The 22,477-nt window shown below is 72.4% G+C and carries 22 protein-coding genes and 1 pseudogene; 12 read left to right on the top strand and 11 right to left on the bottom strand.

Annotated features, from left to right (window positions below; translation table 11 throughout):
- Window positions 1-402 (bottom strand): dihydroxyacetone kinase subunit DhaL (gene dhaL / locus NWP09_RS03265; protein WP_258274108.1); only part of this gene is annotated, 402 nt, incomplete at its 3' end.
- Window positions 399-1,403 (bottom strand): dihydroxyacetone kinase subunit DhaK, encoded by a 1,005-nt coding sequence (gene dhaK, locus NWP09_RS03270; protein WP_258274109.1) that lies wholly within the window; start codon window positions 1,401-1,403, stop codon window positions 399-401. The genes dhaK and dhaL, both read right to left, overlap by 4 nt.
- A gap of 183 nt (window positions 1,404-1,586) precedes the next feature.
- Between dhaK and NWP09_RS03275 the strand changes: the two genes are divergently transcribed.
- Together NWP09_RS03275 and glpK are read left to right on the top strand one after the other, a co-directional pair.
- Entirely contained in the window at window positions 1,587-2,363 is a 777-nt protein-coding gene (locus NWP09_RS03275; protein WP_258274134.1) for an MIP/aquaporin family protein, read from the top strand.
- An 87-nt stretch (window positions 2,364-2,450) separates the two neighbouring features.
- On the top strand, window positions 2,451-3,962 hold the full coding sequence (gene glpK / locus NWP09_RS03280; protein WP_258274110.1) for a glycerol kinase GlpK: 1,512 nt from the start codon (window positions 2,451-2,453) through the stop codon (window positions 3,960-3,962).
- Window positions 3,963-4,019: 57 nt separating this feature from the next.
- On the opposite strand, the gene NWP09_RS03285 is transcribed toward glpK, so the two are convergent.
- Window positions 4,020-4,970, bottom strand: a complete 951-nt coding sequence (locus NWP09_RS03285; RefSeq protein ID WP_258274111.1) for a hypothetical protein — start codon at window positions 4,968-4,970, stop codon at window positions 4,020-4,022.
- A gap of 7 nt (window positions 4,971-4,977) precedes the next feature.
- Window positions 4,978-6,033 (bottom strand): anthranilate phosphoribosyltransferase, encoded by a 1,056-nt coding sequence (trpD, locus tag NWP09_RS03290; protein ID WP_258274112.1) that lies wholly within the window; start codon window positions 6,031-6,033, stop codon window positions 4,978-4,980.
- Between the two features lie 69 nt (window positions 6,034-6,102).
- Here trpD and NWP09_RS03295 point away from each other — a divergent pair, with 69 nt between their 5' ends.
- The 5 genes from NWP09_RS03295 to NWP09_RS03315 all read left to right on the top strand — a co-directional run bounded on the left by NWP09_RS03295 (window position 6,103) and on the right by NWP09_RS03315 (window position 11,476).
- Window positions 6,103-6,747, top strand: coding sequence for a heme-copper oxidase subunit III (locus NWP09_RS03295; protein WP_258274113.1), 645 nt, complete (start codon window positions 6,103-6,105; stop codon window positions 6,745-6,747).
- A 7-nt stretch (window positions 6,748-6,754) separates the two neighbouring features.
- A complete protein-coding gene (locus NWP09_RS03300) occupies window positions 6,755-7,570 on the top strand; it encodes a cytochrome c (RefSeq protein ID WP_258274114.1) in 816 nt (271 codons plus the stop codon).
- Between the two features lie 30 nt (window positions 7,571-7,600).
- On the top strand, window positions 7,601-8,710 hold the full coding sequence (locus NWP09_RS03305) for a ubiquinol-cytochrome c reductase iron-sulfur subunit (RefSeq protein ID WP_258274115.1): 1,110 nt from the start codon (window positions 7,601-7,603) through the stop codon (window positions 8,708-8,710).
- Entirely contained in the window at window positions 8,707-10,308 is a 1,602-nt protein-coding gene (locus NWP09_RS03310; RefSeq protein WP_258274116.1) for a ubiquinol-cytochrome c reductase cytochrome b subunit, read from the top strand. The genes NWP09_RS03305 and NWP09_RS03310 overlap by 4 nt, the downstream gene beginning before the upstream one ends.
- Before the next feature lie 118 nt (window positions 10,309-10,426).
- Window positions 10,427-11,476 carry an LLM class flavin-dependent oxidoreductase gene (locus tag NWP09_RS03315; protein WP_258274117.1) on the top strand — a complete coding sequence of 350 codons (1,050 nt, stop codon included), beginning with the start codon at window positions 10,427-10,429 and terminating at the stop codon, window positions 11,474-11,476.
- Here the strand turns inward: NWP09_RS03315 and NWP09_RS03320 are convergent.
- Window positions 11,473-12,636 carry an aminoglycoside phosphotransferase family protein gene (locus NWP09_RS03320; protein ID WP_258274118.1) on the bottom strand — a complete coding sequence of 388 codons (1,164 nt, stop codon included), beginning with the start codon at window positions 12,634-12,636 and terminating at the stop codon, window positions 11,473-11,475. The genes NWP09_RS03315 and NWP09_RS03320 overlap by 4 nt on opposite strands.
- 60 nt (window positions 12,637-12,696) lie before the next feature.
- On the opposite strand from NWP09_RS03320, the gene NWP09_RS03325 reads away from it, so the two are divergent.
- Complete coding sequence (locus tag NWP09_RS03325) at window positions 12,697-13,749, top strand: aromatic acid exporter family protein (protein WP_258274119.1); 1,053 nt, start codon at window positions 12,697-12,699, stop codon at window positions 13,747-13,749.
- Here NWP09_RS03325 and NWP09_RS03330 read toward each other — a convergent pair.
- Complete coding sequence (locus NWP09_RS03330; protein WP_258274120.1) at window positions 13,707-14,222, bottom strand: hypothetical protein; 516 nt, start codon at window positions 14,220-14,222, stop codon at window positions 13,707-13,709. The two genes, NWP09_RS03325 and NWP09_RS03330, sit on opposite strands and share 43 nt — an antisense overlap.
- A 34-nt stretch (window positions 14,223-14,256) precedes the next feature.
- Here NWP09_RS03330 and NWP09_RS03335 point away from each other — a divergent pair, with 34 nt between their 5' ends.
- Complete coding sequence (locus NWP09_RS03335; protein ID WP_258274121.1) at window positions 14,257-14,721, top strand: phosphohydrolase; 465 nt, start codon at window positions 14,257-14,259, stop codon at window positions 14,719-14,721.
- 16 nt (window positions 14,722-14,737) lie between these two features.
- Here the strand turns inward: NWP09_RS03335 and NWP09_RS03340 are convergent, their stop codons facing one another.
- Genes NWP09_RS03340 through NWP09_RS03355 form a run of 4 tightly spaced genes read right to left on the bottom strand, consistent with a single transcriptional unit; the run spans window position 14,738 to window position 18,811 of the window.
- Window positions 14,738-15,820, bottom strand: coding sequence for a GNAT family N-acetyltransferase (locus NWP09_RS03340; protein WP_258274122.1), 1,083 nt, complete (start codon window positions 15,818-15,820; stop codon window positions 14,738-14,740).
- Window positions 15,821-15,851: 31 nt separating this feature from the next.
- Window positions 15,852-16,904, bottom strand: a complete 1,053-nt coding sequence (locus tag NWP09_RS03345; RefSeq protein ID WP_258274123.1) for a peptidoglycan bridge formation glycyltransferase FemA/FemB family protein — start codon at window positions 16,902-16,904, stop codon at window positions 15,852-15,854.
- Window positions 16,901-17,986 (bottom strand): peptidoglycan bridge formation glycyltransferase FemA/FemB family protein, encoded by a 1,086-nt coding sequence (locus NWP09_RS03350; protein ID WP_258274124.1) that lies wholly within the window; start codon window positions 17,984-17,986, stop codon window positions 16,901-16,903. Before NWP09_RS03350 ends, NWP09_RS03345 begins: the two co-directional genes overlap by 4 nt.
- A 48-nt stretch (window positions 17,987-18,034) precedes the next feature.
- Complete coding sequence (locus tag NWP09_RS03355; protein WP_258274125.1) at window positions 18,035-18,811, bottom strand: EI24 domain-containing protein; 777 nt, start codon at window positions 18,809-18,811, stop codon at window positions 18,035-18,037.
- 64 nt (window positions 18,812-18,875) lie between these two features.
- On the opposite strand from NWP09_RS03355, the gene NWP09_RS03360 reads away from it, so the two are divergent.
- From NWP09_RS03360 to NWP09_RS03370, 3 genes are all read left to right on the top strand, one after another.
- A complete protein-coding gene (locus tag NWP09_RS03360; protein ID WP_258274126.1) occupies window positions 18,876-19,817 on the top strand; it encodes a DMT family transporter in 942 nt (313 codons plus the stop codon).
- Window positions 19,818-19,890: 73 nt separating this feature from the next.
- The gene (locus NWP09_RS03365) at window positions 19,891-20,148 is read left to right on the top strand and encodes a Rho termination factor N-terminal domain-containing protein (protein ID WP_258274127.1); all 258 of its coding nucleotides are present in this window, start codon (window positions 19,891-19,893) and stop codon (window positions 20,146-20,148) included.
- 47 nt (window positions 20,149-20,195) lie between these two features.
- Window positions 20,196-20,699 (top strand): DUF6328 family protein, encoded by a 504-nt coding sequence (locus NWP09_RS03370; RefSeq protein WP_258274128.1) that lies wholly within the window; start codon window positions 20,196-20,198, stop codon window positions 20,697-20,699.
- 292 nt (window positions 20,700-20,991) lie between these two features.
- On the opposite strand, the pseudogene NWP09_RS03375 reads toward NWP09_RS03370, so the two are convergent.
- Window positions 20,992-22,458, bottom strand: a pseudogene (locus NWP09_RS03375) (amino acid adenylation domain-containing protein); the annotation flags it as partial.
- Window positions 22,459-22,477: the final 19 nt, after the last annotated feature.

Raw genomic sequence — 22,477 nt, forward strand, 5'->3', positions numbered from 1 at the left:
ATCCACCATGGTCTTGTCGCCGGGCTCGGCCTTGCCGCGCGCGACGATGCCGTCGCGCGCGGCCGCGAGCACCTCGACGAGCCCCGCGGCATCGAGCGCGCCGCGGTCGCCGGCGGCCATCGCGCCCTTGAGGAACGCGGTGCCGTAGAGCGGCCCGGCCGCGCCGCCGACGGTCGAGATGAGGGTGGTCGCGACGAGCTTGAGCACGGCGCCGGGCGTCGGGCGCTCGTCGAGCGCGTCGAGGCGGCCGAGCACCGCCTGGAAGCCGCGGTCGAGGTTCTCGCCGTGGTCGGCGTCGCCGATCGCGCGGTCGAGGGCGGTCAGCTCGGCCTTGCGCCGCGCGACCTCGGCGGCGACCGCCTCGATCCAGCGGCGCGCCCACGCGCCGTCGAGCGCCGTCACCGACCCCACCGCAGCGCGGCCGTCTCGACCGGCGCGTCGTAGAGCTCGAGCAGGCGGTCGTCGACCTGCAGGAGCGTGAGCGAGACGCCCTGCATCTCGAGGCTCGTGACGTAGGAGCCGACGAGCGAGCGCGCGAGCTCGAGGCCGCGGTCGGCGAGCACCTCGGCCGCGCGGCGGAAGACGATGTAGAGCTCCGACAGCGGCGTGCCGCCCATGCCGTTGACGAGCAGCACGACGCGGTCGCCGCTCGTGAACGGCAGGTCGTCGAGGATCGGCTGGAGGAGCCGGTCGACGATCCGGTCCGCGGGCTCGAGCGCGATCCGCTCGCGGCCCGGCTCGCCGTGGATGCCGATGCCGATCTCGATCTCGTCGTCGCCGAGCTCGAAGCTCGGCTCGCCCGCGTGCGGCACGGTGCACGGCGCGAGCGCCATGCCCATCGATCGCACCCGGCTGTTGACCGTGCGGGCGACCTCCGCGACCTCGTCGAGGGTGTCGCCGCGCTGCGCCGCGGCGCCCGCGAGCTTCTCGACGAGCAGCGTGCCCGCGACCCCGCGCCGTCCCGCGGTGTAGAGCGAGTCCTTGACCGCGACGTCGTCGTCGACGATCACCGTCTGCACCTCGATGCCCTCCGCGAGCGCGAGGTCCGCGGCCGTCTCGAAGTTGAGCACGTCCCCCGTGTAGTTCTTCACGATGTGGAGCACGCCCTGCCCCGCGTTCACCTGCCGCGTCGCCTCGAGGATGGGGTCGGGCGTGGGCGAGGTGAACATGGCCCCGGGCACCGCGGCGTCGAGCATCCCGAAGCCGACGTAGCCGGCGTGCAGCGGCTCGTGGCCCGACCCGCCGCCCGAGACGAGGCCGACCTTGCCGGGGACCGGCGCATCCGCCCGCACGACGACGAACGGCGGATCGACCACGAGCCGGACGAGCTCGGGGTGCGCAGCGGCGAAGCCCGCGAGCCCCTCGTCGACGGTCTTCGCGGGATCGTTGATGAGCTTCTTCACGAGCGACTCTCCTTCGGCTTGGCGTCTCGCCTCACGCTACGCCTCGCCGCCCGGATTCTCGATGGGTCGAGGAGATTTCACAACCGGTTCCACCGGGGGTCGCGCGTGGCTACAGTGGCGATACCGCTCGAGCGAGCGGTACGGGCGACGATGCCCGTGGAAGAGAAAGCAGGGCCAGTGGATCTGAACCCAGGTCTCGTATTCCTCTCGGAGCTCGTCGGCACCGCGATGCTCATCCTCCTCGGCTGCGGCGTGGTCGCCAACGTCGTGCTGAAGGGCAACAAGGGCTTCGGCGGCGGCTTCCTCATGATCAACTTCGGCTGGGGCTTCGCGGTCTTCGCCGGCGTGATCGTCTCGATCTACTCGGGCGCCCACATCAACCCCGCCGTGACGCTCGGCCTGCTCGCGAACTCGCTCGCGACCGGCACCGAGTACGCGTGGGGGCTGCTGCCGGTGTACCTCGCCGGGCAGTTCATCGGCGCCTTCATCGGCGCGGTGCTCTGCTGGCTCGCGTACAAGCAGCACTTCGACGCCGAGGAGGACCCGGGCGCGAAGCTCGGCACCTTCTCGACCGGCCCGGCGATCCGCTCGACCGGCTGGAACCTCGTCACCGAGATCATCGGCACGTTCGTGCTCGTGTTCGTCGTGATCGCCTTCGGCGTGCAGAACGGCGACGCCGACGCATCGGTCCCCGCCGGCCTCGCCGCGCTCGGCGCGCTGCCGGTCGCCCTGCTCGTCGTCGGCATCGGCGCATCCCTCGGCGGGCCCACGGGCTACGCCATCAACCCCGCGCGCGACCTCGGTCCGCGCATCGCGCACGCGGTGCTGCCCATCAGGGGCAAGGGCTCGAGCGACTGGAGCTACAGCTGGATCCCGGTCGTCGGCCCGATCATCGGCGGCGTCCTCGCAGGGGCTCTCGCCCCCGCGCTCATCGCGGGCGTCGCGGGCTTCGCAGCCTGACAGCGGAGGAAGGGGGTCGACGCGGCCCCCTTCCTCCGTCTCCGCGCGCATCGCACCACTGCATCCCTCACCGAACAAGGAGCAACGTTGAACGACTACGTCATCGCCATCGACCAGGGCACGACCTCGACTCGCGCCATCCTCTTCGACCACGCCGGCAGCATCGTCGCCACCGGCCAGCTCGAGCACGAGCAGATCTTCCCCCAGGCGGGGTGGGTCGAGCACGACCCGATGGAGATCTGGAACAACACGCGCGAGGTGATCGGCCAGGCGCTGTCGAAGGCCAACGTCACCCGCCACAACGTCAAGGCCATCGGCATCACCAACCAGCGCGAGACCGCGGTCGTGTGGAACAGGACGACCGGCGAGCCGGTCTACAACGCGATCGTGTGGCAGGACACGCGCACGCAGAAGATCGTCGACCGACTCGCGGACGGCGACACCGACCGCTACAAGCAGAAGGTCGGCCTGCCGCTCGCGACCTACTTCTCGGGCACGAAGATCGTCTGGATCCTCGAGAACGTCGAGGGCGCGCGCGAGGCCGCCGAAGCGGGCGAGCTGCTGTTCGGCACGACCGACTCGTGGGTGCTGTGGAACCTCACGGGCGGCGTGAACGGCGGCGTGCACGCGACCGATGTCACGAACGCGTCGCGCACGCTCTTCATGGACCTCGAGACCCTCGAGTGGGACGACGAGATCCTCGCGGACTTCGGCGTGCCGCGCTCGATGCTGCCCGAGATCCGGCCGTCGTCGGGCGAGTTCGGCGTCGCCGCCTCGGAGTCGCTGCTGCGCGAGACGCCCATCACGGGCATCCTCGGCGACCAGCAGGCGGCGACGTTCGGCCAGGCGGCGTTCGACAAGGGCGAGGCGAAGAACACGTACGGCACCGGCAACTTCCTCATCTTCAACACGGGCGAGGAGATCGTCCACTCGAAGAACGGGCTCCTGACGACCGTCGGCTACAAGATCGGCGACGAGCCGACGCACTACGCGCTCGAGGGCTCGATCGCGGTGACCGGCTCGCTCATCCAGTGGCTGCGCGACAACCTCGGGCTCATCCCCGACGCGCCCTCGGTCGAGCAGCTCGCGAAGTCGGTCGACGACAACGGCGGCGCGTACTTCGTGCCGGCGTTCTCGGGCCTCTTCGCGCCCTACTGGCGGCCGGATGCGCGGGGTGCGCTCGTGGGTCTCACCCGGTACGTCAACAAGGGCCACATCGCCCGCGCGGCGCTCGAGGCGACGGCGTTCCAGACGGCGGAGGTGGTCGACGCGGTGAACGCCGACTCCGGTGTCGACCTCACGGAGCTCAAGGTCGACGGCGGCATGATCGCGAACGACACGCTCATGCAGTTCCAGGCCGACATCCTCCGCGTCCCGGTCGTGCGGCCGGTGGTCGCGGAGACGACGGCGCTCGGGGCCGCGTACGCCGCCGGGCTCGCGGTCGGGTTCTGGGGCTCGCTCGACGAGCTGCGCCAGCAGTGGCAGGAGGACCGCCGCTGGGAGCCGCAGATGGATCAGGAGGCGCGCGACCGCACGTACCGCAACTGGAAGAAGGCGGTGCAGAAGACGCTCGACTGGGTCGACGAGGACGTGGACTAGCCGGCAGGGAGCTCGGCACACGAGGGCGGGGCGACGCGGTCGCCCCGCCCTCCGCGCTCACATGGGCCGCTGCGCCGGGTTGGAGAGCCAGATGACGGCGCAGGCGATGCCGAGGACGATGCACGACGCGCGCGCCGTCGAGACCGTCAGGACGAGCGACGCCCACCAGTCGTCCTCCTCCGAGAGCCGCCCGCGCGCGATCGGCTGCTTCGCCGAGATCGCGACGGCGATGGCGAGGAGGTCGAGGCACACGAGCATGAGCACGAGCGCGACGCGGATGCGCGGGCGCTCGCCCGTGCGGTGCGCTCGGCCGGACGCGTGGGGCTCGGCGACGTTCGCGACCGGCAGCAGAGCCCGCATCCACCCGTCGAGCCACCATCCGAGCAGCACGAGGCTCGCGATGAGCAGGATGGCGCCGGCTCGCCCGATGCCCTCGTCGAGCGCGGACGCCGCCTCCTGCCACGGGGTCTCGAAGAGGCGGGCACGGATCGCCGGCAGCGCGCGCGCGTAGAACGCCGTCCCGCCGATCGCGTAGCCGAGCACGACGACGAGGATCGTCACGGGGTGCCGCATCCGGACGAGCATCCAGGCGACGAGCAGCGCGCCGAAGCCCGCGAAGCTGACCGCGTCGAGGGCGCCGTACGTCGTCGGGCCGAGGAGCGATGTCGACTGCATGAGCAGCACGGCCGCCTGCGCGGCCGCGAACAGCACGATGCAGTACGCCGCGCCGAGCCGGTAGCTGCGCGACGCGGGAGCCGCGATCGCCGCGAGCAGCAGCAGGAGCACGCCGATGCTGCGCAGCGTCACCGAGGGACCGAGCTCGGGCGGGCGGTGCAGCAGCAGCGTCAGCCCGAAGCACGCGAGCAGCCCGCCGACCGCGAGGGCGACGAGCAGCAGCGAGCGCGAGGTCCGATCCGCCCAGCCGAGCGGCCACGAGTGCCACACCTCGTCGCGCGCCCAGGTCGTCTGCCGTTGGGCGCGCGGGCGCTCGGCCGCGGCGGTGCTCACGTGCGCATCATGCCGCAGCGGCCGCCTGCCACGCCTCGAGCGTGCGCATCGCCGCGCCGGAGTCGATGGCGTCGGCGGCGACCGCGAGCTCCTCGCGCATGCGCTCGACGAGGGACCGGTCCTTCTGGCGCGGGTCGCCGTCGAGCCGCCAGGCGACGAGCGCGGCGGCCGCGTTCAGCAGCACGACGTCGCGCACGGGCCCCTGCTCGCCCGCGAGCGTGCGGCGGAGCACCTCGGCGTTGTGCTCGGCCGAGCCGCCGCGCAGGTCGTCGAGCGAGGCGCGCCGGATGCCGAGCTCACGCGGATCGATGTCGTGCTCGACGACGTCGCCGCGCGCGACCTCCCACAGCTCCGAGTGCCCGGTGGTCGTGAGCTCGTCGAGCCCGTCCTCGCCGCGCACGACGAGCGCCGTCGCCCCGCGGGTCGCGAAGACGCCGACGAACTGCTCGATGATGTGCTTGTCGGCGACGCCGACGAGCGAGACCTCGGGCCTCGCCGGGTTGACGAGCGGGCCGAGGTAGTTGAACACGGTCGGCACGCCGAGCTGCGCGCGCACGGGGCCGGCGTGGCGGAAGCCGGGGTGGAAGCGCGTCGCCCACGCGAACGAGATACCGGCCCGCTCGAGGATGCGCCGCACGACCGCGGGGTCGTCGTCGGCGGGCACGAGGCCGAGCGCCGCGAGCACGTCGGAGGCGCCGGAGGAGGATGACACCGCGCGGTTGCCGTGCTTGAGCACCGGCACCCCGGTCGCCGCCACCACGATGCTCGCCGTCGTCGAGATGTTGACGGTGTGCTGGCGGTCGCCGCCCGTGCCGACGATGTCGACGACCCGCGTCTCGCCGGGCAGCGGCACCGCGGCCTCGAGGATCGCGTCGCGGAAGCCGACGAGCTCCTCCGCCACGACGCCCTTGCCGCGCAGCGCCACGAGGAAGCCCGCGATCTGCGCCTCCGACGCGCGGCCCGCGACCACCTCGGCCATCGCCCACTCGGCCTGCCGGATGGCGAGATCCTCGCCCGCCAGGAGGGTCTCGAGCACGGCTGGCCAGGTCAAGAGGGCATCCATGGCTCGAGCCTATCTTTTTGCGGCACGCTGGCTCGCCGGGTCACTACGGCCGGTAGAACTGTCACTAGGATGGCCTTCGTGTCCACTACTGCGCTCTCCTCGTCGCCCACCGCGCCGATGATCCGCCGGCCGAACACCGTCGCGGTCGGCACGATCGTCTGGCTGGGCAGCGAAGTCATGTTCTTCGCCGGCCTGTTCGCGATCTACTTCACGCTCCGATCGATGTCGGGCGACCTGTTCGCGACCGAGGCCGAGAAGCTGAACGTGCTCTTCGCCACGATCAACACCACGATCCTGCTGGCGTCGAGCTTCACGTGCCAGGCGGGGGCGAACGCGGCGGAGCACAACATGCCGTTCCGCACGGGGCGCGCGCTGCAGTTCTCGAAGTGGGGCATGGTCGAGTGGTTCTACCTCACCTATGCCATGGGCGCGATCTTCATCATGCTCCAGGTCTTCGAGTACGTGGAGCTCGTGCACCACGGGGTCTCGGTGCAGTCGAACTCGTACGGCTCCGCCTTCTACATCACGACCGGCTTCCACGGCCTGCACGTGACCGGCGGCCTGTTCGCGTTCCTGTTCGTGATCGGGCGCGCGTACGCGGTGAAGCGGTTCGGGCACAAGGAGGCGACGAGCGCGCACGTCATCTCCTACTACTGGCACTTCGTGGACGTGGTCTGGATCGGCCTGTACCTCGTCATCTACTGGCTCAAGTAACGGTTTGGTGAGAACGTTGACAGCACGCAAGAAGACCGGACGCAGGCACCCGCTCGCCAGCGCATCCCTGCTCATGATCGGGCTCGTCGTCGCCGGCGGCGCCTCGGTCGCGGTGAGCTCCGTCGCGAACGCCGAGCCGGCCGCCGCGCCGCACTCGCAGCAGCTGACCGTCGAGGACGGCGAGCAGCTGTTCCGGGCGAACTGCGCCTCGTGCCACGGCCTCGAGGCCGAGGGCACCGAGAACGGCCCGAGCCTCATCGGCGTGGGCGCCGCATCCGTCGACTTCCAGGTCATGACCGGCCGCATGCCCATGGCCTTCCAGGGCCCGCAGGCCGAGCAGCGCGCACCGCAGTTCACGCAGGAGCAGTCCGACGCGATGGGCGAGTACATCGCCGCGCTCGCCCCCGGACCGGCCGTCCCGGACGCCGAGTGGCTCGACGCGTCCGCCGTCGACGCCGAGGGCGTCGCGCGCGGCGCGGAGCTCTTCCGCATCAACTGCGCGATGTGCCACAACGTCGCCGGCGCCGGCGGCGCGCTCACCGAGGGCAAGTGGGCCCCGCACCTGCGCGACATCGCACCCCAGCACGTCTACGAGGCCATGCTCACCGGCCCGCAGAACATGCCGGTGTTCAACGACGCCAACATCTCCCCTGAGCAGAAGCGCGAGATCATCGCGTACCTCGACTACCTCGACGAGAACCCGTCGGTCGGCGGCTTCGACCTCGGCAGCCTCGGCCCGGTGTCGGAGGGCCTGTTCATCTGGATCATCGGCCTCGGCGGCCTCGTCGGCGTCGCCGTGTGGCTCACCTCCAGGCCGAACTGACCCATGGCGAACGACAACGAGAGGAACAGCATGTCGGCTGAAGACCAGTCGGCTCCGAGCGAGCAGGGCGTCGTCGCCTACGACCGCGGTGCCGCGATCGAGCAGTCGGACACGTTCCAGAACCCCGGCCTGCCGCCGCACCGCCCGCGCCAGACCGACCTGTACCCCGAGAAGGAGCGCCGCGCCGAGCGGCAGGTCGTCGGGTGGTTCCTGGCATCGATGCTCGGCTCGGTGCTGGCGATCGTCGCCTACATCGCGCTGCCCATCGAGCCGGGCAACATGACGAGCGTCCGCCTCAACAACCTCTTCCTCGGCCTCGCGATCGCCCTCGCCCTGCTGGGCGTCGGCATCGGCGGCATGCACTGGGCGCGCCAGCTCATGAGCAGCCACGAGGTCGTCGAGGAGCGGCACCTCTCCCGCGGCTCCGAGAAGAGCCGCGCGCGTGCAGTCGAGATCTTCCAGCTCGGCGACGAGGAGTCCGGCTTCTCCCGCCGCACGCTCATCCGCAACACGCTCATCGGCGCCGTGGCGATCCTGCCGCTGCCCGCGATCGTGCTGTTCCGCGACCTCGCGCCCGCGCAGGACGCCGTCGAGGCGATCTCGCGCACGATGTGGACCGAGGGCGAGCGCCTCGCGCTCGACCCCACCGGCACGCCCATCCGCGCCGACGACGTCACGGTCGGCTCCGCCTTCCACGTCATCCCCGAGTCGCTCAAGGACCTCGGCCACGACGAGGGCTACCTCGACCAGAAGGCCCTCGCCTCGGTGCTGCTCGTCCGCCTGCCCCTCGACCGCCTCAAGGAGGCGCCCGGTCGCGAGGGCTGGTCGTACGACGGCATCGTCGCCTACTCGAAGATCTGCACGCACGTCGGCTGCCCCGTGGCGCTGTACGAGCAGCAGACGCACCACCTCCTGTGCCCGTGCCACCAGTCGACGTTCGACGTGACCGAGCACGCGAAGGTGATCTTCGGCCCGGCCAAGCGCCCGCTGCCGCAGCTGCCGATCACCGTCGACGCGGAGGGATACCTCGTCGCGCAGAGCGACTTCACCGAGCCGATCGGCCCCTCGTACTGGGAGCGGCTGCAGCACGTGCAGCCCGAGCACGTGCAGGCGGCCGCTGAGACGGAGACCCGCGCATGACCACCACCGCCGCGCGCCCCGCGCGCCGAACGCTCACCGGTGCGGCATCGAACTACCTCGACGAGCGCACGAGCATCTCGACCTTCGTCGCGACGCTGGGCCGGAAGGTCTTCCCCGACCACTGGTCGTTCATGCTCGGCGAGGTCATCCTGTACTCGTTCGTCGCGATCCTGCTCTCGGGCACGTTCCTGACCTTCTTCTTCGAGCCCTCGATGACCGAGGTGCACTACGACGGCTCCTACGTGCCGCTCAAGGGCATCGCGATGTCTGCGGCGTACGCCTCGGCGCTCGACATCTCGTTCGACATCCGCGGCGGCCTGCTCATGCGGCAGATCCACCACTGGGCGGCCCTGCTGTTCGTGGCGGCGATCGGCCTCCACATGCTGCGCGTGTTCTTCACCGGCGCGTTCCGCAAGCCGCGCGAGATCAACTGGGTCATCGGCTTCGTGCTCTTCATCCTCGCGATGGCCGAGGGCTTCACGGGCTACTCGCTCCCCGACGACCTGCTCTCGGGCAACGGCCTCGCGATCATCAACGGCATGGTCAAGGGCATCCCGATCGTGGGCACGTGGATCTCGTACCTGTTCTTCGGCGGCCTGTTCCCGGGCCACGAGATCGTGCCGCGGCTGTTCGTGCTGCACATCATGCTGCTGCCGGCGATCGTCATCGCGATGATCGGCGTGCACCTCGTGCTCATGGTGATCAACAAGCACACGCAGTTCGCCGGCCCCGGCAAGACCAACGACAACGTCGTCGGCGCGCCGATCATGCCGCTGTTCGCCGCGAAGGCCGGGTCGTTCTTCTTCATCGTGTTCGGCGTGCTCGTGCTGATCTCGTCGCTCTTCACGATCAACCCGATCTGGAACTACGGGCCCTACGACCCCTCCCCCGTCTCCGCCGGCACCCAGCCGGACTGGTACATCGGGTTCGCCGACGGCGCGCTGCGCCTCGCCCCGGGCCTCGAGTCCGAGATCCTCGGCTGGACGGTCTCGTGGAACATCCTCATCCCGATGGTGGTCCTCGGCCTGTTCATCGTGCTCGTGATGTTCTACCCGTTCATCGAGCAGTGGATCACGGGCGACAAGCGCGAGCACCACATCGCCGAGCGCCCCCGCAACAACCCGACGCGCACGGGCATCGGCGCCGCGGGCATCGTGTTCTACGCCGTCATGTGGGCAGCTGCGTCGTCCGACCTCATCGCGACGCACTTCCGCCTGAACGTGTTCCAGGTCACGTGGTTCCTGCAGGCCTCGCTCATCCTCGGGCCGATCATCGCCTACGTGCTCACGAAGCGCATCGCGCTCGGCCTGCAGAAGAAGGATCGCGAGATCCTGCTGCACGGCTACGAGTCCGGGCGCATCGTGCGGCGCCCCGGCGGCGAGTTCATCGAGGTGCACGAGCCGCTCGACGAGTACGAGTCCTGGAAGCTCAAGGCCTACGACTCGTACGAGCCGGTCATGGTGCGCCCGAACGCGAAGGGCCGCATCACGCCCGCGACGCACCTGCGCGCCGCCCTCACCCGGTGGTTCTTCGAGGACCGCATCAGCCCCGTCACGCCGCGCGAGCTCGAGGCCGCGCAGCGCCACGACCACCACTGATCGCACGCCGCCGGCAGGCGGATGCGTCGAAGGGCCCGGGAGCGATCCCGGGCCCTTCGGCCGTCCCGGAGGAATGCTCCGCGATGGGGCGCGGTTGGCTCCAGCGGAGAGGAAGCCCATGCCCATCGAGTTCGGTGTCCACACGTTCGCAGCCGTCCCCGCCGCCGGCGACCGGCCCGTCGGCCACGCGCAGGTGCTGCGCGACGTCGTCGCCGAGGGCATCGCGGCCGACCGGGTCGGCCTGGCGTTCTTCGGCCTCGGTGAGCACCACCGCGACGACTTCGCGGCGAGCGCGCCCGAGATCGTGCTCGGGGGGCTCGCGACCGTGACCGAGCGCATCCGCCTCGGCACCGCCGTGACGGTGCTCTCGTCGAACGACCCCGTGCGGGTGTTCGAGCAGTTCTCCACGCTCGACGGCATCTCGAGCGGCCGGGCGGAGCTGATCGTGGGCCGGGGCTCGTTCGTCGAGTCGTTCCCCCTGTTCGGCTACCGGCTCGAGGACTACGAGGCGCTCTTCGACGAGCGCCTCGAGCTGCTCGCGGAGCTCGTCAAGGAGGAGCCGGTGACCTGGTCGGGGCGCCTGCGCTCGCCGCTGACCGAGCAGTCGGTCTACCCGCGCTCGCACGCCGCCGAGCACGGCGGCCGGATGCCGGTGTGGGTCGGCGTCGGCGGCACGCCCGACTCGGTGATCCGCACCGCCCACCACGGCTTCGACATGATGCTCGCGATCATCGGCGGCAGCCCCGCCCAGTTCGCGCCGTTCTCGGGCCTCTACCGGCGCGCCATGGAGCAGTTCGGGCACCCCGGCGGTCGCGTGGGCATGCACTCCCCCGGCCTCATCGCCGAGACCGACGAGGAGGCGAAGCGCATCCTCATGCCGCAGTGGATGGTGTACCGCAACCGCATCGGGCGCGAGCGCGGCTGGGGCGACGCGACCGAGCGCGAGTTCGACGCGAGCGCCGCGGAGCACGGCGCCAACTTCGTCGGCAGCCCCGAGACGGTCGCGCAGAAGATCGTCTGGGCGGTCGAGACGCTCGGCATCGAGCGCTTCGACCTCAAGTACGACTCGGGCACCTCGCACGAGGACAACCTGCGCTCGATCGAGCTGTTCGGCACCGAGGTGGTCCCGCGCGTGCGGGCGCTGCTCGGGGAGCGCTCCGCCTCCTAGCGGAGCACCGCCTCCGCGCGCTCGAGCAGCCGCTGCGCCGTCGCGGCGCCTCGGTCGTCGCCGCGCCCAGCGTTCGCGAGCGCGTGCCCGAGCAGGTGCGTCGCGGCGATCGCCCCGACGCGCGCGTCCCCCCGCCACCCGGCCTGGAGCTCGTCGGCGAACGCCGAGAGCGCGACGCCCGAGGCGGTGCCCGCCTCGCGCTCGACGGCCGACACCACGACGTGGCCGAACAGCGCGCCCCGGTCGTCGGCCGGGTCGCCGAGCCCGGCCGTGTCGATGTCGAGGATGCCGGTGATGCGCGACGGGTCGTCGTCGGCGACGAAGATCTGCCCGAGGTGCAGGTCGCCGTGGATCGTCACGGGGCGCGGCACGGGCGTCGCGTCGTAGCGCTCGCGCACGCGCGCGGCGAGCCTCGCGGTCTGGCGGGCGAAGACGGGCGCCGTCTCCTCCATGCGATCCGCGTACCACTCGACCCGGCGCGCGAGCGACTCGCGCGCGCCGACCGCGACGGGCACCTGCGCGATGTGCGCCGTGAGCTCGTCGAGCCCGCTCGCGAAGCGGACTCGGTCGATGCGGTCGAACACGTCGATCGCGGGCACGCCGGGCAGCTCCCCGAGCAGCACGAGCCCGGCATCCGAGAAGCCGATCGAGCGCGGCACCGGCACGAGCGCGCTGCGGAACCGCTCGTGCAGGTCGTGGATGGTCGCCGCGAGCGACGGGTGCACGACCTTCGCGAACCAGCGCTCGGTCGCCGTCTCGACCTGCAGCACCGCGCGCTTCCCGGGCCGGTACGACTCCATCCGGAGGCTCGCGCCCTCGGCGGCGATGCCGAACTTCGCGAGCACGACCCCGGCCGCCTCCGGGTACGAGACCGCCGGCAGCGACGGGAGCGCCGGGTCCTGCGGGTAGACCCACGCGGTCAGGCGGCGGCCGGTGGCGTCGAGGAGCTCGACCGTGTGCTCGTCGACCGGCGCGCTCGGCGAGGTGTTGACGTAGATGGTGAGCCGCTCGATCGTGTCGTCGGGCGTCCGCACGCCGCACGCGTAGCCGACGATGAACCCCTCGCTCACCGGCTCGACGTCCTTCTGCGCGAAGTCGACGAGCTCGCGGCCGCTCGCCGAGACGAGCCGCATGAGGACTCCGGCGGGATTCTCGAGCATGGCCTCCATCCAACACCCCGCTCCCCGCGAATCCGCCGAGGGCTTGCGTAGGGTTGGGCCATGCGGTGGCTCGATCGGTTCACGACCGCCGAGCAGGATTCCTGGCTCCAGGTCGTGAAGGTCGCGGTCGCGATCGCGGTCGCGTGGTTCGCGAGCCGGCTCCTGCTCGAGATGGAGCTGCCCATCTTCGCCGCGATCGCGGCCCTGCTCGTCGTCGCCCCGAGCGTCAACCAGTCGCTCGCGAAGGGCATCGGGCGCTCGGTCGGCGTGATCGGCGGTGTGCTGCTCGCGTGGCTCGCGACGCTCGTGCTGCCCTCGAGCAGCCTCGTCGTGCTCGCCGTGACGCTGCTCGCCGTCGTCCTCGCGCGAGCGCTGCGGCTCGCGCCGATGGCGGCGAACCAGCTGCCGATCAGCGCGATGATCCTGCTCGCGCTCGGCGCCGGCGCCGGGCCGCTGTTCGGCTTCGAGCGCGTGGTGGAGACGGTCATCGGCGCGGCCGTCGCGCTCGTGATCAACCTCGTCGTCGTGCCGCCCGTGCACCACGAGCCGGCCGAGCGCACGATGCGCGAGCTCGCGCACGCGGTCGCCGACGCCTACGAGCGCGCCGCCGACGCCCTCTCGAGCGCGGATGCCGCCCGGGGCGAGGGGATGCTCGCCCAGGCGCGCGAGCTGCGCGCGGGGATCAAGCGCACCCGGGCCGCGATGGACGCGCTCGAGGACTCGGTGCGCCTGAACCCCCGCGCGCGGCTGCTGCGCGACCGGATCGCGCGCGACGAGCGGCTGCTGCTCACGCTCACCGTGCTCGTCAACCGCGTGATCGGCATCTCGAGGAGCATCGCCGACCGCTTCGACGTCGGGCTCGTCGGCGACCCGACCGTGCGGCGCATCGCGGCGGAGACACGGCGGATCGCGAGCGAGGTGCGCGCGCTCGTCGACCGCCAGGCGCTCGAGGACGGCCGCACCGCGACGCTGCCGACGGTCGACGGGCCGCGGCTCACCGAGCCGATCCCCGTGCCGCGCCCGCACCCGAGCCACTGGGTGCTCATCGGCGCGCTGCTCGAGGACGTGCGTCAGGCGCGCGAGTCGCTCGAGGCGGGCGCCGACGCGGAGTAGGGCGCGAGCCATTGGAGCCGCCAGAACTCCTCGGCGGTGAGCTCGAACGAGTGCGTGTCGATCGCGACCGCACGGCGGACCGCATCGGGGTCGAGGTGCGGCCGCGCGAGGATCGACACCGCGCTCTGGCGGAGCACCGCCGAGCGGCCGTAGTGGATCGCGAGGATGTCGGGCGTCGCGGGGGTGTCGGAGACGACGTAGGCGCTCGAGAGCAGCCGCGAGCGGCCGAGCATGCGCCATGAGAAGTGCCGCCCGGCCCACTCGGCCTCGGCGATCACCTCGCGGTCGCCCTTGTCGGGCCGGTGGTACTCGTACACCTCGCGCAGCTGCAGCGGCGACGGGTGCACGAGCTCGAACGTGACTCGCGGGTTCTTCCGGTGGGCGTTGGTCCAGTAGGGGAACGTCGTCGCGCGGATCGACCACGTGCCGCGCAGGAGGCGAGCGAGCTCCGCGGGGTCGGCGACGCGTGACATGCGATCAGGATAGCCGCCGGATACGCTCGGGAGCATGGCCCACGGCGACCTCGACCACGCGATCCTCATCGCGTCCCGCGCCTACCAGGGGCGCACCGACCGCCAGGGCGAGCCGTACGTCGCGCACGCGATCCGCGTGATGCTCGACGTCGAGGGCGACGAGGCGCGCGCCGTCGCGATCCTGCACGACGCGATCGAGTGGGGCTCGCTGAGCGCCAGCGGCCTGCTCGGCGAGCACTTCCCGCCGCCCGTGGTCGAGGCGGTCGACGCCATGACGCGACGCGAGGACGAGCCGCTCGAGGCGTGGATGGCGCGCATCCTCGCGTGCGACCTCGCGCTCGAGGTCAAGCTCGCCGACCTGCGCGACAACGCGCAGCAGTGGCGGCTCGACGCGATGCCCGACGCCGCCACGCGCGAGGAGGTGCTGCGCAAGTACCGGCGGTCGGCGGAGCTGCTCGGCACGACCCTCGAAGCGATCTGCGGCCGCGCCGTCGAGTGAGCCCCGAGGCGCTGCCCTACCAGATGCCCCAGGGGCGCCGGCGCACGCGCCGCTCGATCGGCAGCAGCAGTCGCAGGAAGAGCCGGTAGCGCCGCTCGTCGAGCACGAGGTCGTGGCTCGGCAGGTGGTCGACGATCGGCCCGAACACGCGCTTGAACACACCCGGCCCGTGCAGCCGGTGCGAGGTGTCGTCCGCGAGCCACGACGGCGGCGTCGCGTACGCGTCGTACACCTCCGCGCCCTGCTCCTTGAACCACTGCATCGCCGTCCAGCGGATCAGGTGCGCGCCGCCGCGGATCGCCCGGTCGGGCACCGAGCCGCCGTCCTTCGCGAGCGCGTAGCGCCCGAAGCGGATCATGAAGGCGGATGCCTGGGGGCCGTCGTGCGCGCCGTCGTAGCCGAACCAGAAGTGGCCGCTCCCCTGCGCGACCGCCGCTCCCCAGAGCGTCCGGTAGTACTCGAAGGGCTTCATGCCCTCGACGCCCTTGCCGCCCGAGACGGTCTGCATGAGCGCGTACATCGTGCGGTAGGTGTCCTCGCCCGGCTCCACCTTCTCGACGCGGTAGCCGTTGCGCTCGGCGTAGCGGATGTGGTTGCGGAGGCTCTTCTTGAAGCCCGCGAAGATCTCGTCGACGGGGCGGGTGAGGTCGACGAGCACGGTGTAGGTGTTCTGCTGCACGGGGTTCGCCGGCCGGAAGCCGGCGGCGGCGAGCGCCTCGCGGCGCTCGGGCGTGTCGACCTCGAACGGCTCGACCTTCACGGCGTAGACGCCCTTCGCGGCGCCGTCGCGGGCGTCGCGGAGCGCCCCCGCGATCGCGCCGAAGTGCTCGAACGAGGCGCCGGGGCCCGTCGCGAAGTACCAGAAGCGGCCCGCGAGCGAGCGGTGCTCGAGCGCGAGCGCGTACACGGTCTCGGCGCCCTCGAGCACGAGGTGCCGCGGGTGCAGGCGCTCGGTGCGCTTGACGGTCGCGTAGGCGCTCGACTGCGTCCACTGCCCGCCGTCGGGGTTGGTGAGCACGAGCGCGTCCCAGTCGGCGACCTCCGCCTGCGTCGCGTCGCGCAGCCGCCACCCGCTCGGTGCCCCGCCCTCGATCGTCACTGCGCTCCTCTCGTCGCCAGGCATCCCGCCATCACCAGACACCGGTGTACCGCCGCTTCACGCGCCATTCGACGGGGCGCACGGCCTTCCGCCACACCTGCTGCGCGCGCGGCCGCAGCAGCAGGTCGTGGCTCGGCGCGAAGTCGACGATCTCGCCGAACTGCTGCTTGAAGCGGCTGAGCCCCGCCATCCAGTGGTCGGGGTCGTCCTTCGCCCACGTCGGGGGCGCGCCCATCATGTCGAGCCCTGTGAACCCGCGCTCGCGGTAGTGCTTCGCGCGCGTCCAGCGGCCGAGGTGCGCGCCGCCCTCGATGAGCCGGTCCGGCCGCGACCCCTCGTCCTTGTCGATGGCGGTGCGGCCGAACGGGATCGTGAACGTCACCGTCTGAGGCCCGTCGCCGCCGTCGTGGCCGAGCCACCAGTCGGCCTGGCCGCGCTTCGTGAACGCGCGCCAGATCGTCTTGTAGTAGCCCTCGTCGCGCATGCCGTGCAGGCCCTGCCCGCCGCGGATCGTCTGCATGCGCTGCCACGCGAGGTCGAAGAGCGCCTCGTCGCCCTCGACGCGCTCGATCGTGAAGCCGTCGCGCTCCGCGCGGCGGATGAGCTTGCGCGCGGTCTTCGAGAACGACGCGAGGATCTCCTCCTCGGTGCGCTCGAGGTCGATGACCACCGTGTGCGTGTGGAGCTGGACGTCCTCGGCCTGGGCGAGCCCCGCATCCGCGAGCATGCGCATCGCCTCTGGGGTGCGCGGGAGCCTCGGCTCGAGCTTCACCGAGATGAGGCGCGGCCGCTCCCGCTCGACGAACGCGCGGGTCGCGCGCACGATCGCGGCCATGTCGGGGTGGAGCGGCGCGCACGGGAAGTACCAGAACCGGCCGATCCAGCCGTCGCGCTCGAGCGCGAGCGCGTAGACCGGCTGCTCGGCGTCGAAGACGAGGTGGTGGGTGGCGAAGCCGTCCCACCGCTTGAGCTCGGCGAACGCGAGCGTCTGGGTGAACTGGCCGCCGTCGGGGTTCTGCAGCACGAGGTCGTCCCAGTCGCGCAGCTCCTCCGGGGTCGCCCAGCGCAGTCGCATGTCGGTCATCGCAGCGTGTCCGGCCCCTTCGTGATGCGCCACTCGACACGGCGGACGACGCGCTCCCACAGGCGGTGGCGCAGCGGGTGCAGCACGAGGTCGAACGACGGCAGGTAGCTCGTGATCGGCCCGAAGCGCAGCTTGAACTGGGCGAGGCCGTAGAAGGGATGCGACTCGTCGTCGGCGCGGTCGGCCGGCGGCGTCCCCGCGAGGTCGAAGGCGAGCTTGCCGTCGGCGATGCAGTCCTGCATCGCGGTCCACAGCAGCAGCGCCGAGCCGCCGTTGATCTTGCGGTCGGGGCGCGAGCCGCCGTCCTTGTAGACGGCGGTGCGGCCCGCGGTCGTGACGAAGATGCCGGCCTGCGGCTCGCCGCTGTCGTCGTCGTAGCCGAAGTAGAAGCGGCCCGTGCCCGCGGCGGTGAACTCGCTCCAGAACCGGTCGTAGTACGCGCGCTCGCGCATGCCGGCCATGCCCTTGCCGCCCGCGACGGTGAGCATCATCGCGTGCATGCGGTCGAACGTCTCCTGGGTCGGCTCGGGCCGCTCGACGCGGTAGCCCTTCTTGAGCGCGCCCCGCACCTGGCGGCGGATCATCTGCGAGAACGACGCGAACAGCGCCTCCTCGCCCTGCGCGAGGTCGAGCACGACCGTGTGCGTCATGACCTGCATGTCGCGGCTGCGCTCGAGCCCGAGCGCGACGAGCTCGTCGATCCGCTCGGGGCTGCGCTCGAGGTGCGGCTCGATCTTGACGACCAGCAGGCCCGGCTCGGCCTTCGCGAACTCGCGGAGCGCGTCGACGACCGGCGCCATGTCGGTCGCGGTCGGGCCCATCGGCATGTACCAGTAGCGCCCGAGCGACACCCTGCCCTCGAGGGCGAGGGCGTGGATGCGCTCGGTCGCGCGCGCGTCGCCCGTCGCGTCGAGCGCGGTGCCGGCGGGCAGCGGCGCATCGATGACGAGGTGCACGGGCTCGAGCCCGTCGAAGCGCTTCGTCGCAGCGAACGCGCTCGACTGGACCATGTGCCCGCCGTCCGGGTTCGCCTCGATGAGCGCGTCCCAGTCGGCGATCTCGGCGGGGGTGGCGCGGCGCACGGAAGCTGCAGCAGGCATGGAACCTCTCGGGTGGCGGGCCCTCCCAGCCTACGACGCGGCCGCTGGGGCGGTCGTCGCCTCGCCGCGCAGGTCCCGCACGAGCAGGGTCGCGCCGACGACGGCGACGGGCGTGGCGACGACCGCGACGCCCGGCACGAGCAGCAGCAGGTAGGCGAGCATGCCGAAGCCGAGCGAGCGCCACGGCCTCGAGCGCAGCAGCGCGCGCCGCTCGGCGAGCGACATGCCGCGCGCGTCGCCGGCGTAGCCGCTCAGCTCGCGCGCGAGCGCGCGGCCGCCGAGGACCGCGCCGACCGCGAGCCCGAGGATCGAGCCGATCACCGGGATGAGCCCGACGACGAACACGACGGCGGCGGTGCCGATCGCCATGCCGATGAGGACGACCGCGTCGCGCACGCCCTTCGCGGCCGAGCGCCAGAAGCCGAGCTCGGCCGCCGCGCCCGCGCCGCCGAGCCGCTCGTCGACCGAGCGCGAGATGCGCTCGTAGAACGGGTCGCCGACCGCGAGCGTGACGGCCGCGAACGTCAGCACGCACAGCACGATCACGCCGACGACGATCCCGAGCGCGAGCGCGGCGCGCAGCAGGTCGCGCCACAGCGCATCCCAGCCGTCGGCGAACGGCGTGAGCGCCGCCGCCCACCCGCCGGCCTGCAGGCTGAGCAGGATGACCGCGGCGAGCATGATCGTGCCGACGATGAGGGCGGGCACCGCGCCCAGCAGCATGAGCCGCGGGTCGCGCGCCCACGTGCCGAAGCCGCGCAGGAGCAGTCCCGCGCCGGCGAGCATCTCGGAGAGGCGATGGGGCATGCCGCCATGCTGGCACGGCCGCCTCCGGGGCGGCCGCGAGCCCGGGCGACCCTAGGATCGACGCGTGCCGATCGCCGTGGAGCAGCGCCGCGCATCCGCCGTGCCCGCGCCGACGCACGCGCTCGCCGTGCTCCTCGCGGCCGTGCTGTGGGGCACGACCGGCACGGTCGCGCACTTCGCCCCCGCCGGCTCGTCGCCCCTCGCGATCGGGCTCGCGACCTTCGGGGTTGGCGGCGTCGTGCTCGCCGCGATCTCCGCCCGGCGCGTGCTCGCCGTGCTGTGCCGCCGCGAGCACACGGGCTGGCTCATCGCGGGCGCCGTCGGCGTCGTGCTCTACCCCGCCGCGTACTACCCGTCGATGGCGCTCGCGGGCGTCGCGGTCGGCAACGTCGTCGCGCTCGGCTCGGGGCCGATCTTCGCGGCGCTGCTCGAGTGGGCCGTCGACCGTCGGCGCCCGGATCGGCGCTGGGCCGCCGCGACCGCGCTCGCCGTCGCGGGCATGGCGCTGCTCGCGCTCGGCGGCCACGGCGGCACGGCGCCGGCGGCGGATGCGTGGAGGGCGCCGGTGGGGATCGGTCTCGCGCTCGCGGCAGGGTTCGGCTACGCGCTCTACGCGTTCGCCGGGGCGAGGCTCATCGGCCGCGGCGCCCCGGCGACGGGAGCGATGGGCGCGCTGTTCCTCGTGGGCGGCGGCGCGTGCCTCGTGCTGCTCGGGATCGTCGGGCTCGGGCCGCTCGCGCAGCCGACGGGGCTGCTGACGATCGCCTACCTCGGGCTCGTGCCGATGGCGCTCGCCTACCTGCTGTTCGGCTACGCGCTGCGGGCGCTGTCGTCGTCGAGCGCCACGACCCTCGCGCTCGCCGAGCCGGTGGTCGCGACCCTCCTCGCGGTCCTCGTCGTCGGCGAGCGCCCGAGCGCGGTCGGCTGGGCGGGTCTCGTGATCGCCGCCATCGGCATCGCGGTGCTCGCAGTACCCTCTCGCGCGGCGTCCAGGCTCCGCGCGTAGCGTGCGGAGCACGTCGGTCCCCATCGCGCAGTCGGCGGGCGGCGGGCCAGCGAGTCGAGGAGGCGATGCGACGATGCCGAACCCGAGCATCAAGGACGAGGAGCTGTACAAGAAGCTCAAGGACGAGGGGAACTCGTCCGAGAAGGCAGCGCGGATCGCGAACGCCGCGGCGCGCGACGGCCGCGGCGCCGTCGGCGAGCGGGGCGGCGACGCCGAGCGCTACGAGGACCGCACGGTCGACGAGCTGCGCGACCGCGCGAAGGAGCTGGGCATCGAGGGCACGTCGAAGCTCAAGAAGGCCGAGCTCATCGACCGGCTTCGCAACCACTGACGCGCCGCTCGCTCGGCGGGCCGCTCCGGGATGGCAGGATGCGGAGCATGGACGAGGACCTCGAGCCGGTGGCCGACGGCCGCCGCGGCCGCGACGAGACGCGCGAGGAGCGCGCCGACCGCAACTTCGGCGACATCCTCCAGGAGCTGCGCGTCGTCATGACCGGCACGCAGCTCATCTCGGGCTTCCTGCTCGCGGTCGCGTTCCAGTCGGGGTTCAAGGAGCTCGACGCCGACGAGGTCGTCCACTACCTCGTGCTCGTCTCGCTCGCGGGGCTCGCGACGCTCCTCGGCCTCACCCCCGTGCTCGTGCACCGGCTGCACTTCCAGCGGAGCATGAAGGAGCACATCGTGCGGCTCGGCAACGCGCTGCTCATCGCGACCCTCATCGTGGTCTCGCTGCTCGTGGTCGCCGTGACGAGCTTCATCTTCGAGGTCGTGGTGTCGGCCGCCGCGGGCCTGTGGGCATCGATGGCGAGCGCGGTCGTCGTCGTGGCGCTGTGGCTGCTCGCGTGGGCGGTCCGCCGCACGGCTCCCGGTCGGGAGGACTGAGCACCGAGCACCCCGCGGCGGTCTTCGCCCGAGCACGAGCGGCGCCGCTCCCCTACGATGGGAGGGTGAGCCGAGGCGCTCGCCGCTCGACTGCGGCGCGGCTCGGCGAGGCGGAGAAGCCCGAGCACGCCGATCGCTGTTGACGCCGATCGACCATCCGATCCACCAGGACACTGAGCCAGGAGCCAGCCAGATCCGAGCGCGCCGGGACCCGCCGTGAGCGGAGGGTTCGGACGATGGCAGAGCAGATCGGCGGCGCGCGCGGTGCAGAGGATGCGCGCGGGAGCGGCGCGAGCACCGGCACGATCGCCGCCGGCAGCTCCTCGCGCAGCCGCGCGGTCGCCGCGTCGCGATCGAAGCCGGCCACGTCGCATCCGACGTAGCCGACGAGCACCCGGTTCCCCGCATCCGTCGTCTGCACCACGACCGCCGCGGCGCTCACCCCCGGGAGCGCGTGGAGGGCCGCCTCGATCTCGCCGAGCTCGATGCGCCGTCCGCCGACCTTCACCTGGTCGTCGGCGCGGCCCTGGAAGAAGAGCCCCGCGCGGTCGAGGCGCACGACGTCGCCCGACCGGTACGCGCGGTCCCACCCGAGCGCGGGGAGCGGTGCGTACTTCTCGGCGTCCTTCACCGGGTCGAGGTAGCGCGCGAGCCCCACGCCGCCGATGATGAGCTCCCCGACCTCGCCGTCGGCGACCGGCCGGCCCTCGGCGTCGACGACCGCGAGATCCCAGCCGTCGAGCGGCAGGCCGATCCGCACGGGCTCGCCCGGCCGCAGCATCGCCGCGCACGCGACGACCGTCGCCTCGGTCGGGCCGTACGTGTTCCACAGCTCGCGGCCCTCGGTCGCGAGGCGCGCGACGAGCTCGGGCGGGCACGCCTCGCCGCCGAAGATGAGCAGCCGCACGTTCTCGAGCGACGACGTCGGCCACAGGGACGCGAGCGTCGGCACCGTCGAGACGACCGTGATGCCCCGCAGCGTGAGCCACGGCCCGAGGTCCATGCCGCTGCGCACGAGCGAGCGGGGCGCCGGCACGAGGCACGCGCCGTGCGCCCACGCGAGCCACATCTCCTCGCACGACGCGTCGAACGCGACCGACAGGCCGGCGAGCACGCGGTCGCCGGGCCCGATCGGCTCGTCCTGCAGGAACAGGCGCGACTCGGCGTCGACGAACGCGGCCGCCGAGCGGTGCGAGACCGCGACGCCCTTCGGCGTGCCGGTCGAGCCGGAGGTGAAGATGACCCACGCGTCGTCGTCGGGTGTCGGCAGGGTCGGGATGGGCGACGCGGCGGTGCTCGGATGCGCGGGCTCGCCCTCGAACAGCGCCGTGCTGCCCACCGCGGGCAGCGCGAGGGCGCCGGGGTCGGCGGGCGTGTAGACGCCGTGGCCGGTGATGGTGCCCGCGACCCCCGCCTCGCCGAAGACGAGCTGCGCGCGCTCCTCGGGGTCGTCCGCGTCGACCGGCACGTAGGCGGCTCCCGCCGCCATGACGCCGAGGATCGCGATGTAGAGCTCCCTCGTGCCGGAGGGCATCCGCACCCCCACGCGGTCGCCGCGGCGCACGCCCGCGGCGCTCAGCCGACCCGCGGTGCGGACGACGGCTGCCATGAGCTCGCGGTAGGAGAGGGCGCCGGCCGCGTCCTCGAGCGCCGATCCGTCGGGGTTCGACTGCACGCTCTCGCGCAGGACGTCGAGCAGGGTTCGAGGCGGCGGTGCGAGGTGGCTCCCGGTCAGGACTCCGACGCTCGTCTCGCTCATCTGCTCTCCGGTCTGCACA

Origin of the sequence: Agrococcus sp. HG114, assembly GCF_024723325.1 — a bacterium.
Lineage (GTDB): Bacteria > Actinomycetota > Actinomycetes > Actinomycetales > Microbacteriaceae > Agrococcus.

Excerpts from the sequence above, each read along its gene's own strand:
- trpD (WP_258274112.1), bottom strand. The coding sequence starts at position 6,033 with ATGGATGCCCTCTTGACCTGGCCAGCCGTGCTCGAGACCCTCCTGGCG.
- NWP09_RS03295 (WP_258274113.1), top strand. The coding sequence starts at position 6,103 with ATGGCCTTCGTGTCCACTACTGCGCTCTCCTCGTCGCCCACCGCGCCG.
- NWP09_RS03305 (WP_258274115.1), top strand. The coding sequence starts at position 7,601 with ATGTCGGCTGAAGACCAGTCGGCTCCGAGCGAGCAGGGCGTCGTCGCC.
- NWP09_RS03310 (WP_258274116.1), top strand. The coding sequence starts at position 8,707 with ATGACCACCACCGCCGCGCGCCCCGCGCGCCGAACGCTCACCGGTGCG.
- NWP09_RS03315 (WP_258274117.1), top strand. The coding sequence starts at position 10,427 with ATGCCCATCGAGTTCGGTGTCCACACGTTCGCAGCCGTCCCCGCCGCC.
- NWP09_RS03320 (WP_258274118.1), bottom strand. The coding sequence starts at position 12,636 with ATGCTCGAGAATCCCGCCGGAGTCCTCATGCGGCTCGTCTCGGCGAGC.
- NWP09_RS03325 (WP_258274119.1), top strand. The coding sequence starts at position 12,697 with ATGCGGTGGCTCGATCGGTTCACGACCGCCGAGCAGGATTCCTGGCTC.
- NWP09_RS03330 (WP_258274120.1), bottom strand. The coding sequence starts at position 14,222 with ATGTCACGCGTCGCCGACCCCGCGGAGCTCGCTCGCCTCCTGCGCGGC.
- NWP09_RS03335 (WP_258274121.1), top strand. The coding sequence starts at position 14,257 with ATGGCCCACGGCGACCTCGACCACGCGATCCTCATCGCGTCCCGCGCC.
- NWP09_RS03345 (WP_258274123.1), bottom strand. The coding sequence starts at position 16,904 with ATGACCGACATGCGACTGCGCTGGGCGACCCCGGAGGAGCTGCGCGAC.
- NWP09_RS03355 (WP_258274125.1), bottom strand. The coding sequence starts at position 18,811 with ATGCCCCATCGCCTCTCCGAGATGCTCGCCGGCGCGGGACTGCTCCTG.
- NWP09_RS03365 (WP_258274127.1), top strand. The coding sequence starts at position 19,891 with ATGCCGAACCCGAGCATCAAGGACGAGGAGCTGTACAAGAAGCTCAAG.
- NWP09_RS03370 (WP_258274128.1), top strand. The coding sequence starts at position 20,196 with ATGGACGAGGACCTCGAGCCGGTGGCCGACGGCCGCCGCGGCCGCGAC.